The organism is Photobacterium sagamiensis (assembly GCF_050337085.1).
GTDB lineage: Bacteria > Pseudomonadota > Gammaproteobacteria > Enterobacterales > Vibrionaceae > Photobacterium > Photobacterium sagamiensis.
In genome coordinates, this window is the sequence record NZ_JAKJSP010000066.1 from 24,133 (window position 1) to 38,674 (window position 14,542).

The following is a 14,542-nucleotide window of genomic DNA, read 5'->3' on the forward strand; positions in this document are numbered from 1 at the left end:
TTTGCACCTGCCGAACAGGCAGGTGCAAATGTTATTAGTTGTCTGGTTTTAGCTGGTTAGCAATAATCTCCGCCAGCACTTTGATCCCTTCCTGCCATTTTTTGTTGGCCCTGAAGGTGGCAAAGCTTAACCGAATGCAGTGATTGTATTGATCTTGAGTACTAAACATACCGCCGGGCAGAAGGCTGACCCCAGCTTCCTCTGCTTGCTGATAAATAGCGAAACCGTCAGCATTGTCGGGTAAGGTCAGCCAGCACAGGAAACTGCCTTCCGGCTGTGATAAGTGGTAATTACCTTTTAAGCATGGATAACTGTCTAACGCTTGGGTTAGCTGGGTATAAAACTCACGTTGATTGGTACGGTAGCTGCGCCTGATTTTACTTAAATGCTGGCGATATTTTCCGGTTTTCAGAAAATCACCAACAGCAGATTGCATCAGGTTCAGGCTACCCATGTTGTCGCTCATCAGACGTTTTTCAATCTGTTGCTGGTATTTCCCCGCCAGTACCCAACCAATACGCAGCCTTGAATCTAAGGTCTTGGACAGCGAATTGCAGTAGATCACCCGATCTTCATTATCGAGAGCTTTTAATGTTTGCGGTCGCTTTTGGTAAGAGAGCCCGCCGAATACGTCATCTTCAATGATCGGGATGCCGCTGGTGATCTTAAGCAGTGCTTTCCGGGCTGGCTCTGACAGCAGATGTCCTGTCGGGTTGTTATAACTCGGGTTGATCAGAATCGCTTTTACCGGCCATTGTTCAACGGCTTTTTCCAATGCCAGCAGGTCAATCCCCGTTACACTGTGCGCGGGTACTTCTAATGCTTTCAGGCCGAGAGATTCGAGCAAGAGCAGGGTGCCAAAGTAGCAGGGAGAATCAACCAGTACGATATCACCGGATTGAGTCAGTGCCTGCAAACTCAGGCTGATAGCCTGTTGTGCGCCATGGGTGATAAGGATTTCCTGAGGCGAGGTGATGATGCCAAGTTCCTGATTGATGTGCACCAACTGCTTAATAAGCGTTTCGTTACCTGGCGGTAATTGATAATGGCTGGGAATATTCGTTTGATAACGGCTATGGCGGCCGATTTCGGCATAGAGAGAGCGTATCGCCGGGAAGTCAGTATCAGGGTGGGCAGAGCCTGCAGGCATCAAGTGGGGTTCAAGTGGCTGAATCAGTATGGATTTACTCAGTGACATTAAATCGACATAAATGGGTTCGCTGGTAACTAAGGGCAAAGCGTCGGGAGGGGATGTAACCGTGTAACCCGAACGAGGTTGAGGCGTGATGAGTTGGCTCGCTTCCAGCTCCAGATAAGCACGGATCACAGTATTTTTACTGACCTGAAGCTTGTCACTCAATGCTCGGATAGAAGGTAGTTTGTCACCGGGCTGATAGCTGCCTTTTTCTATTCGTTGTGTAATGTAGGCCTCGACCTCTTGATACTTCTTGCTCACACTCACGTCGGGAACTCCCAATCTGTACCCTGAAAAATAGATATAACTGTGCCTTTTTAATCATGCTGTACCCTCATAAAGTAATGGGAAAGATATAAAAAGAACAGAGGTTTTTATGCTTGCTCGTTTTGCTCCCTTTATTTTTGTGGTGCTGTGGAGTTCAGGTTTCATCGGCGCCCGATTCGGTTTGGAATATGCCGAGCCTGCGACATTTTTGCTACTGCGGATGCTGGCGAATGTAACCGTGTTTGTAGTGCTGATGGTGTTACTTCGAGCCCGCTTACCTAGGGGAAAAGAGGGATTCCATTCGATGATAGCGGGGTTGTTAATTCATGGTTTTTATCTCGGCGGAACCTACGAGGGAATTTCACTCGGTATGCCCGCTGGTTTGTGTTCGCTGTTAGTGGGTTTGCAGCCAATTTTGACAGCGGTGATTTTGGTTAATTTCAGTAATGAAAAACTCAGATCGTCACAGTGGCTTGGCTTGTTGATTGGCTTTGTTGGGATTGCCATGGTGTTACAGGGTAACATGGAGTGGCAGCAGGAAGGGCACCGCGAAGCCGCTTATGTCTTTGTCGTGTTAGCTCTACTAGGAATTACGCTGGGCACCTTGTACCAAAAGAAATTCTGTCAGGGTGTCGATATGATCGGCGGTGCGGTATGGCAATACACGGCTGCAGCATTGGTGTTCCTGCCTGTGGCGATGACGACTGAAACCATGGCGGTCCAATGGACAACAGAGTTTATTTTTACCCTTAGCTGGCTGGTGGTCGTGCTGTCTGTGATTGCGATTTTGTTACTGCTTTACATGGTCAGACACGGTGAATCGTCGAAAGTGGCGTCGACATTTTACCTTGTACCCCCGATGACGGCATTCCAGGCCTGGCTAGTCTTCGGTGAAGAATTCGATACCTTCGGCATCATCGGTTTCGCGCTTGCTGCGTGTGCTGTTTACCTGGTGGTCCGAAAGCCTAAAGAAAAGCTTGTAAGCCAGGAAGGTGTCGGTGTAGAAGGGTGAATGGTTGAAAGCACGGGTCTTGAGACAAAAAAAAGCCGCAACAATGAGCGGCGTGATCTAAATGCAAATCAAAAACAACTTAGCTAGGTTAGAACATGGAGATGTTGCAAAAAACTCGGGCAAAGCTCAGAATTTTTTGCAACAACCCCTTCTACTTTTCACTGGACAGAAATAAACCATCTAGAAGCCTCAAAAGCGTGTCAGGGAGTCTATTTTTATCTCATTCCTTATATTTACGAGCTGCCTTGTTGAAACGTTTCTATATTTTGATTGAAAACCCTGTTGTCGTCAATAATCTTTAAGCAAAGAATGTGATCCCCGTTTGTTTTGTTACCTTGCCTTTGCAATTAATTCACCGACAACTCATTGATTATTTTCATGATCGAGTGAAACAGCAAAAATAAGGTGGGTAAAAATAATGAACAGACTTGCTTACCCACACTCCCTTCAGTGCATGTAGAAGAAGATCTGGAAGGAAGATCATAGAATAACACTATGAATTATTAGGTTTTTAAACCAAAGATAATTATTTTCTGGATAGGTTTTGTTACATCATGCTTCGTAATTGTGATGAGAGTCAACCTTATGACATTTTTTCAAAAAGCATCTTTCTCGTAAAACCTGCCATCCAACAGGGATTGTGAGCAACTTATGGTTTTTTTCAAATTTTGGTGGGTATTGTGGACATTTGTTGAAACGTTTATATTGCCTGTGACTATAATTTAGCACCTTACCGAAATACAACGGTAAGGCCACGTACAGCTATAAGACCATCATTGATAATTTATTCCTCTACAAAAAGAGATGTTGTTCGGCGCGCTCACGAGTAGAAAAGCTAGGCTAGGTACAAATTTCTAAATCATATTCAACCAGTTACGGAATACCACTATGAAAAAAAATCATTTAACCACAGCGATGTTGCTGCTGTTTTCAGCAGCATCACAAACTGCCGTTGCGACTGAGCCCGTTTTGGGGCAGACAACCCCGCCTAATATTTTGCTGATCACCGCCGACGATATGGATTACGGCTCCCTTGGCATTACGGGTTCAACTGTCCCCGATATCTCCCCAAACATTGATCGCCTTGCCAATCAAAGTATCCGTTTCAACAATGCCTTTGTTACTGTGTCTGTTTGTGAACCTTCGCGTGGGGTAATGGCTACCGGACGTTATGTCCAAAATAGCGGTATTGTCGGTTTTTATCCCACGACCCAGCAGATCCCGACATTGGCAGAAGAACTGAAAGATAACGGTTATACCGTGGGAATTCTTGGCAAGGTTAATCACTCAACTCCCAAATATGTCGATGACTACGTATGGGATTACAACAAAGATAAACAGGATATTGGCAGCGGTCGAAGTCCAAAACTCTACAAGAAACACCTGACCGCATTCATTGAATCGGCTAAATCAGAAAATAAACCCTTTTTCATGATGGCTAACTCTCATGATCCCCATCGTCCATATTTTGTCGACAACCCCAATTACGAAAAAGGTGGAAAACAGCGTCCGTCACGGATTTACCGTCCGGATGAAGTCCAGGTGCCTAGCTTTTTACCTGACCTTCCTGCGGTCAGGACTGAACTGTCACAATATTTCAGTTCGGTAAAACGCCTTGATGATACGGTCGGAGCGATGATGGAGACCCTTAATGAGACGGGTGTGAGCGACAATACTATTGTTCTTTTCCTATCTGATAATGGTATTGCGGCTCCTTTTGCAAAATCCAACGTCTATCGCAATAGTAACCACACACCGTTTTTTGTTCGCTGGCCAGGAAAAATTCAACCCACTGTCGACGATCAGCACTTTGTTTCCATGGTGGATCTGATGCCGACCTTGATTGAGGCAAGCGGAAACGCTGTCCCTGATTCGCTTGATGGCCGTAGCTTTTTACCGCTGTTGAAGGGGAACTCGCAATCAGATCGAGATTATGTTTTTACCCAGTACCACGAAAATGCCGGTAGCCGAATTTATCCAATGAGCGCCGTCCAGAATGAAGACTGGCTGTATATCTTCAACCCTTGGGCCGTTGGCGGTCGTGTCTACAAAACGTCTGCAAACAACAGTAAAGCATTCAAGGCAATGAAGAAGCTGGCAGACCAAGATCCAGCCATCAAAGAACGTGTTGACTTCTTCCTTAACCGGACAGTGACGGAATTTTACGATTTGCGCACGGATCCTGATGCCAAGAAAAACCTTGCCGACAATGATAAATACCAATCTCCGCAGAAGCTGATGGAAGACATAATGTTAAAGCACATGGAAGACTTTAACGATCCTATGCTCGAGCTGTTCGCCAAGCGGAAAGATACCGACTTCCTGGTTAGCCGCACCGCTGAATTGCAGATTGAAGCTAGAAAGAAGAAAAAGGTTCACCGTCAACTGAGTGGAGGTAAGAAAAGCCACTAAGTGGTGATTGAGCCTCACCGGGCAATGAGAAATACACGGCAGCAGCGAAAGCTGCTGCCGAAAAGCAGTCTGATTTTTATAATGGAATGTTGAAATGAAAAAAATAGTAATATCTCTTTTATTATTAAACACTGCAATGGCCCAAGGTGGGGAAACAAGCATTACACCTGATGCATCAAGCAATAAAGACATGCCTAATGTCGTTGTTATTTACTCCGATGATCAGGGATGGGGAGATGTGGGTTACCATGGCTATGATGATATACGAACTCCAAATATAGATAAACTCGCCGAACAGGGAACACAATTCTCTCAAGCCTATGTTTCTGCATCAGTTTGTGGCCCTTCACGCGCAGGCTTGGTTACTGGCGTATATCAACAGCGGTTGGGTTATTACGGCAACGGCAACGGGGCAACTATCCCAACATCTCAACCAACATTCATGGAGATGATGAAATCCCAGGGGTATACAACGGGGGTTATTGGCAAATGGCACCTGGGTGACAAAGGTGGACACCCGGTTAATCGGGGAGCGGATTTTTATTATGGTTTTCTTAACGGTTCGCACGATTACGACTGGTCTGATAGCAAGGAAGGCGGGAAAAAGTGGCAATCTCCTATTTACCGTAACTTTGCGATAGAGCCACCGATCCAAAACTCAGACGGCTACCTGACGGAAATGTTTACTAACGAAGCAGTTGATTTTATCGAACGTTCTGCTGAAAAGCCTTTTGTTCTTTATTTAGCATATAACGCAGTACATCACCCATGGGTAGTTCCCCAGCGCTATCTGGATCGTTTAAAAGATGTAAAAGCAGACGACGAAAGAAAGCTATTCGCGGGTATGTTACTCGCCATGGATGATGGTGTTGGCGCAGTCATGGAGACACTAAAAAGCAAAGGGCTGGATGAAAATACGTTGGTTTTCTTTATGAGTGATAATGGCAGCCCTCGCGGGCAAGGATTGAAGAAACCGAGAAAAAAGCAACGAGGTCAAACAGTTATGTCAAATCCTGGGCCGTTTAATGGTTTTAAGGGCGATACCTACGAAGGCGGTATTCGTGTTCCATTTATCATGAGATGGCCGAATAAAATTCCTCAAGGGGCTACCTACAATAAGCCAGTCATAAATTTAGATATAGCCGCGACAATGCTAGCCAGAACAGGTGTGACTAATCCACCCGAAGGACTTGCTTTCGACGGCGTTGATCTATTGCCTCATATAACGGGGAAAACAGGAAAAGAACCGCATAAAACCCTTTATTGGCGTCGTGATGATGACTACGCCATACGAAATGGTGACTGGAAATTAACATGGAACGACCAAAGTGGGCCACAAACCATACGTCTATTTAATGTGGTGAATGATCCCGGTGAATACCTTGATGTGAGCAATCTTAATCCTAAAATAGCACAAGATTTACAAAACCAATTTGATGCTTGGGATAGCCAATTACCCCAAAATGCATATGGACGCACGGCTAGAAACCGTAATGTTCATTTTGAAAACGGCAACATAAGAAGCGTAAAGCAATTTAACGCGGAGATAAATTCAAAGCAGCAACAACAGTAAAACGAAAAACAGGCACAATACCAATTTTGAATTTTTTATCTGATTGAAACTACCTTAAACGAAGTAAGAGATATATTGCGTATGTGTCGGTTGTTTCACAATTAGATTGCGGAGCTATGAACTCCTCACCACTCACCACTCATTACAAGTGGTGAGAGGACGGAGGCTGTGACGCCTCCTCCTACTCGATTCAGTTAGGGAACAGAGTAATAAAAGGGGGAGATGCTTGAAAATATGCTGATTAGTATTTCATCCTTCTTATATCGGCAAGCGTTTCATTTTTGGGTTTATTATCGTAGAAATTGTCATAGTTGGTTAAATCAATGGTAGTCACTCCGGTGAGTGAACATTCACGGCTTAGCTTCAGGCTATGAGATTTAGCAATTGCTTTTCCGTCTTTATTAAGACAAACAGAGCTAACATTCTTTACAGCCCCTGTTGAGACAGCAGGGTTGCCGCCGTAACTTCCTCCGCCCCCATATGCAAACACGTAGCCTGACAGGGAGAGCATCATAATGGCGAATAGTACTTTCATTTTGTATCCTCCAGTTGAAGAGATGGCAGCATATAACTCGGCTGATTATTATTAACGCTACCTCTTTTAGTATAGACCTCTTTTATTTCAAAATATTCCCGTCGTTAATACAAAAAAGCTAGTTATTAAACAGCTTGTTTATCAGACAAAATGGTTATGGGAAGAAAGCTGAAACGCCATCATCTAGCTGCCTATGCTTAGTGTTGAATGTAACCCGATAGTCAATAAAAAACGGCGACTATCGGGTTATTTCAGGTAAGTACCAATCAGGACATTACAGTTAATGGCTTAACCGGGTATGGTCGTATGGCGCTGACTTGTATGGCTTTGGTAGCTTGACGACGGATGTGTCGGTCAGCGTTTTCAAGTAGGCAACGATGGCAGCTTCATCATCAGGGGTCAATTTTAAATTCCCGAGAACAAAACCGATTGCGGAGGTGTCTTCAAACTCAGGAACCGGCCAGCAGTTATTTGCCCATGCATCTTTTGCTGTTGTGATATCTGCATCACACCGGTCTTTTATACTTGCAGTGTTGTAAAAATGAACCAAGGTCTCCAGGTTCTTAAACCAGCCGTTATGGGTATAGGCCTTGACAAAGCCGTTGCCGGGCCGCATATCAACGTTACGCAGGGTCGGGGTCTTATGAAGACCTTCATGGTTTACTTTATCTCCCGTTGTCGCACTTAGGCCTTCATTAGGCAGAGGGCTACCTGGAAGCTCATAGTTTCTGGGAACGCCTATGTTGTGATAACTGTCATCGGTGTAACGTTCGAACTCCCCGGTACCGTCTCTGTTATCACTTAGGTGACAAAAGAAACATCGAGCCTGTCCAAATCCCAGATCAGCACGGTCAGCAGCTACGCCATAAAACAGATCATGACCAAGATTTTCTTGTTCAGTAAAATCATCTAATGGGAATAATTCATCGTCATCATTTTTCAGCGCGTTATCGCGCTTGGAATTGAAGGGATTGTTTTCATAAGACATTTGCCACGCGCCCAGGGCGACGGCGAACCTCGCAAAGACTATATCGATACCGTCCTTGTCCAGATCACAGTTGAGCTCTTTATTCCAGGCAAACTTGTATAGCTCGGCGCCCCATTTTGTCTTTGCTACATTCTGGCAAACGGCTGTCTTATCGTCATGACCCTGCTCAACAGGATTGATGAAGGGACTGGCATGGGCCTGATCGGTGACTGGTCCAAGATACTGAATGTACATATCACTTTCGTAATCTCCACCGTTCAAATCAGCGAAGATGCCACCTTCGGGATTGATTGAATCCCCTTTCGCACGACCGTTCCAGAAAGCACCCCCACATTTTGATGAAGGTGAAGAGCAATCACCAAAAGGCGGTAATCCATTGACTTCTCCAGTATTCTTGTTGAGGAATTGTGCATACTTATTTGTGGGCGGCTTTAGGGCTCCCGCATTAGGTGTTCCAGGATTTGAGGGTTTACCATTTTCACCATTAGGATCTGCGCCGGTTACCGCCACTTGTTTGAGGTTTGTACCGGAATGGCCGTTGGTACCGCCGGCACTGGGGCTGTGACATGTGGAACACGACATACGCTCTGGATCTGAGATATTTTCAAAGAACAGCCGTTTTCCAAACTCCTCCAGGTAGGTAAGTTCGAGTTCATCATTAGGATTATTTTTAGCTTCAGCCTGCCAAGGAAAGAGGCACACGGCAAAGGCTAACCCGACCGATGCTAATATGGTCGTTGTTTTTCTTTGGGTCATTCTTTTTTTCTTTGTTGGTTTTATAAACATCAACTGAGTCATATTGTCATACCTTACACATGTAATTATTCAGTTTGGCTTTAACATGAAGTAACAGCCTCGCTTACGCTCAAAGTCCTAGCTAACGATGGCAAGCAACATTCTGAATATAGAACCGACATTTGGCTTCTGTTTTCTCATTTGTTGTAATTTGAGACACACTGATGCCGTTAGATGGCGGGTATGTTTTTGGTGGAGATAACGGCACTGCGCGAGTGGACTATATGGCTATATGAGAGGGGGGGCGTATGCCTCTGCACCGGATACCATTAGCTTTATGTCCTTCATTGATAATTAACCGCCTCAGCCTTTTTGTATCGGCAGCCGATCCAGATTTGAACTTGGGATCAAGCGGTTATAAGTTGCAGAGCTTGTTTCATGTTGGATGTATTCGCCGGGAGAGATATGAATAAAGTACCTGAAATTTTATAACTTAACTTTTTCAGATGCCATTTTTTCATCCTTTTTATCTGTCAGATTCTGCAATCTTACTCTCGAATCTGTTAACAGATTAACGCTATGTTTTGGGTTGAAACTTTTTCAGGATTGAGATTGGATTTCAATAGCTGGACGCTTTTGTTCAAGTGGTTCGCCCTGATAGTGAGCTATCAACTCACCGGCAACAGAGACGGCAATTTCGGCAGGGTGTTTTCCTTTCACCGCAGCGATACCGATGGGGCAGACCATACGTTCGATGGTTGCCAGGTCATATCCTCGCTCTGTTAATCTGTAATCAAATTTCTTACGCTTGGTTTCTGAACCAATCATGCCAAAGTAAGCGGTATCGTTTCTGCTAAGAATAGTTTTGGCCAGATCGAAATCAAGCTGGTGGTTGTGTGTCATTACCAGGTAGTAACTGTTGGCTGGCATATGCTTCACTTCTGCTACTGGATCATCGCTGACTAATTTTGTGATGCTGGCGGGTAAATGATCCGGAAATTCCTTCTCACGCTCATCAATCCAGGTCACTTTAAAAGGCAGGGTTGCCACGATATGAAGCAGCGCTTTGGCGACGTGACCGGCACCGAACAATACTAAATGATTGTGTTGCTGGCCAATAGGCTCGAAGCTGAGCGTAGCCATACCACCACAGCACTGGCCCAGCCTGGCTCCGAGATTGAAGCGTTCTACTTTCAGGTGCCTGTCACCGATTAACAACATTTCCCGTGCCATTTTGGTTGCCAGATGCTCCAGGTGACCACCGCCAATGGTGGCGACAAGATTGTCACGGGTCACCAGCATTTTGGTTCCCGCATCACGCGGAACCGATCCTTTGTCTTCCAACACCGTGACCATCACGCAGGCTTCGCCTTTCTCTTCTAGCTTGGCCAGTTCGTGAATCCAGTTATCGTTAAACATATCAAACTCCTATTTGTCAGCAGCATGCAGAATGTTGTTTCAGGCTCAGCCGTTGGCAAGATATAAAATGGCTGGGTATGGAAATCGATCGGCATTAAGGCATTGTGAACATTAACAATACCACCTTTGAAGATGACGTCTTCTTCACTGATTTTAAAATGTGAGCTGGCAGATTCCATCAGGCGATGTTTTATGATTTCCGTCACCTTACAGCGAATAAAATGCCAATCAGGTCTGCTAACTGGCTTTTTATTCGTTGTTACTAACGACGGAAGAATGAGATGAAATTTGGACACAATGAGCTGAAATTGTATGGTTAGCTAGATATGAGAGAAGAAATATTTCAGGTGGTTATTTTTTGAACAATAAAAATATAATGTATTGTTTGTATGAGCTTTATTGGTAATTATGTCAATAGAGGTGATTTATACCTTCCGATTGATAATATTTTGAGATAATTTACTGATTGAACATACAATAAGTTGCTGGTTATGCTGTGGGCGGCTAGGTTACTTTATCTGTCAGCAATATAACTGATTGGATATTCTGAATTTTTATCTTTATTTTTTTATATGTATGGTAAATACTGCTGTTTATGCTTTTTTATCTCGAAGTGTGTAAAAAAGACACTTGGCTCTATAGTGTCAAGTATTAAGTTTATTCGAAAATTTGCGCTAATACGCAGAATCCGTATGTGTTCGGATTTCAAGTTAGGGTAAAATTGGGTAATATCAGTAACAGCTATCCTGCCAATTCCGGCTGGGTGCAGAGCCAAATCATATTGGAGATACAGCTTGATTAATGTATTCCTTGTAGATGATCACGAACTGGTTCGCACAGGGATCCGACGTCTTCTTGAAGATGTCCGTGGTATAAAAGTGGTAGGGGAAGCCGACAGTGGTGAAGACGCCGTAAAATGGTGCCGTAGTGAAAATGCGGATATCATTCTTATGGACATGAATATGCCAGGCATCGGTGGCCTGGAAGCGACCCGGAAAATTCTTCGTTTCAATCCCGATATTAAGATTATTGTACTGACAATTAATACCGAAAATCCTTTCCCTACGAAAGTGATGCAAGCTGGTGCCGCCGGATACCTTACCAAAGGTGCTGGACCGGATGAGATGGTCAATGCTATTCGTATGGTTAATAGCGGGCAGCGCTATATTTCGCCTGAGATTGCGCAGCAAATGGCGTTAAGTCAGTTTGCACCTGATTCTGAAAATCCTTTTAAAGAGCTTTCAGAACGTGAACTTCAGATCATGATGATGATCACGAAGGGACAGAAGGTTACCGACATCTCGGAGCAACTCAATTTAAGCCCTAAAACTGTTAATAGTTACCGTTACCGTTTATTCAGTAAATTAGACATTAGCGGTGATGTAGAGCTTACCCACCTCGCTATTCGCCACGGGATGTTGGACGCAGAGACGTTGTAGTGTCAGATGCATTTGATAACAAAAGTTTTCTGAAGACAGTTACTCACCAGCCTGGCGTCTACCGGATGTATGACGTCGCTGGTGAGGTCATTTATGTCGGAAAAGCAAAAGACCTCAAAAAACGCCTGTCGAGTTACTTTCGTACCAATGTCGCTGGTGAAAAGACCCGGGCATTAGTCAAGAATATCCGTAAGGTCGATGTCACGGTAACCCATACCGAGACAGAGGCGCTGATCCTTGAACATAATTACATTAAGCAGTATCTGCCAAAGTACAACGTACTACTGCGTGATGATAAATCTTATCCTTATATCTTCATGAGTCACCATCGCCACCCGCGTCTTTCTATTCATCGCGGGGCGAAAAAACGTAAAGGCGAATATTTCGGCCCATATCCTGACGCTGGGGCAGTACGTGAAAGCCTGCATTTGATGCAGAAGTTGTTTCCTATTCGTCAGTGTGAAGATTCTGTTTATGCTAACCGTAGTCGCCCTTGTCTGATGTACCAGATTGGTCGTTGCCTGGGGCCTTGTGTTAAGGGGCTGATCGGCGAAGATGAGTATCAGGATCAGGTTGGTTATGCGCGGATGTTTTTGCAAGGAAAAGATCGTCAGGTTATCGCTTCTTTAGTTGAAAAAATGGAGCTGGCGAGCCAGAGCCTCAATTTTGAACAAGCAGCAGTTTTCCGCGATCAAATCCAGGCATTACGCCGGATTCAGGAACAACAGTTTGTCAGTCATGATAACGAAGATGATCTCGATGTTGTCGGTATCGCCCATCAGAATGGCATGGCGTGTATCCACGCCTTGTATATTCGGCAGGGTAAGATACTGGGTAGCCGGAGCTACTTCCCGAAAATGCCGACTGATGCCGATGTGACGGAAGTGCTTTCCAGCTTTGTGACCCAGTTTTATCTTAATCAGGCTGAGGGGCGCACTATTCCATCGGTGATTATTCTGGGTAAAAGCTTAGGTGATGAGGTGACAGTGATTGCCGATACCTTATCGGAAATGGCTGGCCGTAATATCGAACTTAAAACTAATCCTCGTGGTAATCGTGCGCGCTATCTAAAACTGGCCCAGACAAATGCTATGACGGCGTTGACCAGTAAGCTCAATCATAAAATGACGATTCAGGAACGTTTTGCTGCATTACGTAAAACGTTGCAGATTGATTCGATTAATCGAATGGAATGTTTTGATATCAGTCATACCATGGGGGAGAAGACAGTTGCTTCCTGCGTGGTCTTCAATCGGGAAGGGCCGTTAAAACAGGAATACCGTCGTTACAATATCACGGGTATTACCGGCGGTGATGATTATGCCGCAATGGGCCAGGTACTGGAACGTCGGTACGGTAAACAGATGGATCCCGATAAAATTCCCGATATTATTTTTATTGATGGGGGTAGAGGTCAGCTATCAAGAGCGTATGATGTAGTAAAACCTTTTATGGATGAATGGCCTAAGCAACCTTTACTGGTAGGTGTTGCTAAAGGGACAAGCCGTAAACCTGGCCTAGAGACCCTGGTCTTTATCACGGGTGAAGAATTCTCAATGTCAGGTGATTCACCCGCTTTGCACTTAATTCAGCATATTCGCGACGAAAGCCATAATCATGCGATCAGTGGGCACCGAGCACAACGTGCTAAAGTCAGGAAGCGCAGTGCGTTGGAAGATGTTGAAGGCATTGGCCCTAAACGCCGTCAGGCATTATTGAAGTTCATGGGTGGTTTGCAGGAACTAAAACGAGCGAGCAAAGAAGAAATAGCTAAAGTGCCAGGTATTAGTAAGGCTTTGTCAGAAAAGATATATGACGCATTGCAACATCACTAGCTTTGCGGCACTCTTGTATCTGTAGTGATACTGTATTTAATCATAAGAACTAAAAACTATGCGTTTATCAATCCCTAATATTTTGAGTTTCATCAGACTGATCCTCATTCCTTTCTTCGTTATTACGTTTTATCTGCCGTATGAGTGGGCTGCATTTGCAACAGCGCTAATTTTCTTTATTGCCGGTTTAACTGATTGGTTTGATGGATTTCTTGCTCGTAAGTTGAATCAAACCACCCGGTTTGGAGCATTTATTGATCCTGTCGCTGATAAGTTAATGGTGGCAACGGCGTTAGTGTTAGTGGTTGAGGACTACCATTCTATTTGGGTCACTATACCCGCCGTCACTATGATTGGGCGCGAAATTATTATTTCTGCTCTGCGTGAGTGGATGGCTGAACTGGGCAAGCGTGCAAGTGTTGCCGTCTCCTGGGTGGGCAAAGTAAAAACGGCTTCACAAATGTTTGCATTACTGTTGCTACTTTGGCACCCGCACCCATGGATCGTGTGGTTGGGTTATGCATCTCTCTATGTCGCTATGGTGCTGACGTATTGGTCAATGTATCAATACTTAAAAGCAGCAAAAGGTGATTTATTAAATGCAGAAAACCACTGATCAATAAAAACATCGCGAATTTAATATCAAAGCGGCCAGTCGGCCGCTTTTTTATTACGTATTAAACAGTGTGAAAGCGATGAAATTGTTGAGTAAATCTGCAGTTTGGTTTATTTTTGCCGTCATTGGCTGAAATGTAATCGAACGATCTTGTTTGGTGCATTTTTTTAGTGACAGCATAAATGGAATCTGTAGAATGGCCGCCATACCGCAACGGGGAGACTTGTTAAGCGGTTAGCAATCGAAAGATTGTTTACTTCTACGAAGTAATGGCGCGTTGGCAGAGTGGCTATGCAGCGGATTGCAAATCCGTGTACCTCGGTTCGACTCCGGGACGCGCCTCCATTATTTTGTAATAACGATTAGAAACATTGGCAGATCGTTATTTAAAGATGGTGTCTAACCATCGCAATCAAGAATTGCGTGCCCTGGTGGTGGAATTGGTAGACACAAGGGATTTAAAATCCCTCGGCGTTCGCGCTGTGCCGGTTCAAGTCCGGCCCGGGGCACCATCTA

The 14,542-nt window shown here is 44.6% G+C and carries 10 protein-coding genes and 2 tRNA genes; 8 read left to right on the forward strand and 4 right to left on the reverse strand.

Annotation, left to right across the window (positions count from 1 at the left end; all coding sequences use genetic code 11):
- Positions 1-34: 34 nt before the first annotated feature.
- Entirely contained in the window at positions 35-1,462 is a 1,428-nt protein-coding gene (locus tag L4D76_RS24840; protein ID WP_428443550.1) for an aminotransferase-like domain-containing protein, read from the reverse strand.
- A gap of 109 nt (positions 1,463-1,571) precedes the next feature.
- Here L4D76_RS24840 and L4D76_RS24845 point away from each other — a divergent pair, with 109 nt between their 5' ends.
- The 3 genes from L4D76_RS24845 (at position 1,572) to L4D76_RS24855 (ending at position 6,459) form a co-directional block, all read left to right on the forward strand.
- The gene (locus tag L4D76_RS24845) at positions 1,572-2,474 is read left to right on the forward strand and encodes a DMT family transporter (protein WP_428443551.1); all 903 of its coding nucleotides are present in this window, start codon (positions 1,572-1,574) and stop codon (positions 2,472-2,474) included.
- An 888-nt stretch (positions 2,475-3,362) separates the two neighbouring features.
- Positions 3,363-4,886: a sulfatase family protein gene (locus tag L4D76_RS24850; protein ID WP_428443552.1), complete on the forward strand. Its 1,524-nt coding sequence runs from the start codon at positions 3,363-3,365 to the stop codon at positions 4,884-4,886.
- Positions 4,887-4,980: 94 nt separating this feature from the next.
- A complete protein-coding gene (locus L4D76_RS24855) occupies positions 4,981-6,459 on the forward strand; it encodes a sulfatase family protein (RefSeq protein WP_428443553.1) in 1,479 nt (492 codons plus the stop codon).
- Between the two features lie 241 nt (positions 6,460-6,700).
- On the opposite strand, the gene L4D76_RS24860 is transcribed toward L4D76_RS24855, so the two are convergent.
- The 3 genes from L4D76_RS24860 to xdhC all read right to left on the reverse strand — a co-directional run bounded on the left by L4D76_RS24860 (position 6,701) and on the right by xdhC (position 10,136).
- Entirely contained in the window at positions 6,701-6,994 is a 294-nt protein-coding gene (locus tag L4D76_RS24860; RefSeq protein WP_428443554.1) for a hypothetical protein, read from the reverse strand.
- Between the two features lie 280 nt (positions 6,995-7,274).
- Entirely contained in the window at positions 7,275-8,780 is a 1,506-nt protein-coding gene (locus L4D76_RS24865) for a cytochrome-c peroxidase (RefSeq protein ID WP_428443555.1), read from the reverse strand.
- Between the two features lie 537 nt (positions 8,781-9,317).
- Positions 9,318-10,136, reverse strand: coding sequence for a xanthine dehydrogenase accessory protein XdhC (xdhC, locus tag L4D76_RS24870; protein WP_428443556.1), 819 nt, complete (start codon positions 10,134-10,136; stop codon positions 9,318-9,320).
- 794 nt (positions 10,137-10,930) lie between these two features.
- Here xdhC and uvrY point away from each other — a divergent pair.
- From uvrY to L4D76_RS24895, 5 genes are all read left to right on the forward strand, one after another.
- Positions 10,931-11,575: a UvrY/SirA/GacA family response regulator transcription factor gene (uvrY, locus tag L4D76_RS24875; protein ID WP_428443557.1), complete on the forward strand. Its 645-nt coding sequence runs from the start codon at positions 10,931-10,933 to the stop codon at positions 11,573-11,575.
- A 65-nt stretch (positions 11,576-11,640) separates the two neighbouring features.
- Positions 11,641-13,410: an excinuclease ABC subunit UvrC gene (gene uvrC / locus L4D76_RS24880; RefSeq protein WP_428443558.1), complete on the forward strand. Its 1,770-nt coding sequence runs from the start codon at positions 11,641-11,643 to the stop codon at positions 13,408-13,410.
- A gap of 58 nt (positions 13,411-13,468) precedes the next feature.
- Positions 13,469-14,026: a CDP-diacylglycerol--glycerol-3-phosphate 3-phosphatidyltransferase gene (pgsA, locus tag L4D76_RS24885; RefSeq protein WP_318924560.1), complete on the forward strand. Its 558-nt coding sequence runs from the start codon at positions 13,469-13,471 to the stop codon at positions 14,024-14,026.
- A 271-nt stretch (positions 14,027-14,297) separates the two neighbouring features.
- Positions 14,298-14,371: transfer RNA gene (locus L4D76_RS24890), tRNA-Cys, on the forward strand.
- An 80-nt stretch (positions 14,372-14,451) separates the two neighbouring features.
- Positions 14,452-14,538, forward strand: a tRNA-Leu gene (locus L4D76_RS24895).
- Positions 14,539-14,542: the final 4 nt, after the last annotated feature.

Excerpts from the sequence above, each read along its gene's own strand:
- L4D76_RS24850 (WP_428443552.1), top strand. The coding sequence starts at position 3,363 with ATGAAAAAAAATCATTTAACCACAGCGATGTTGCTGCTGTTTTCAGCA.
- pgsA (WP_318924560.1), top strand. The coding sequence starts at position 13,469 with ATGCGTTTATCAATCCCTAATATTTTGAGTTTCATCAGACTGATCCTC.
- L4D76_RS24855 (WP_428443553.1), top strand. The coding sequence starts at position 4,981 with ATGAAAAAAATAGTAATATCTCTTTTATTATTAAACACTGCAATGGCC.
- uvrC (WP_428443558.1), top strand. The coding sequence starts at position 11,641 with ATGTATGACGTCGCTGGTGAGGTCATTTATGTCGGAAAAGCAAAAGAC.
- L4D76_RS24845 (WP_428443551.1), top strand. The coding sequence starts at position 1,572 with ATGCTTGCTCGTTTTGCTCCCTTTATTTTTGTGGTGCTGTGGAGTTCA.
- L4D76_RS24865 (WP_428443555.1), bottom strand. The coding sequence starts at position 8,780 with ATGACTCAGTTGATGTTTATAAAACCAACAAAGAAAAAAAGAATGACC.
- xdhC (WP_428443556.1), bottom strand. The coding sequence starts at position 10,136 with ATGTTTAACGATAACTGGATTCACGAACTGGCCAAGCTAGAAGAGAAA.
- L4D76_RS24860 (WP_428443554.1), bottom strand. The coding sequence starts at position 6,994 with ATGAAAGTACTATTCGCCATTATGATGCTCTCCCTGTCAGGCTACGTG.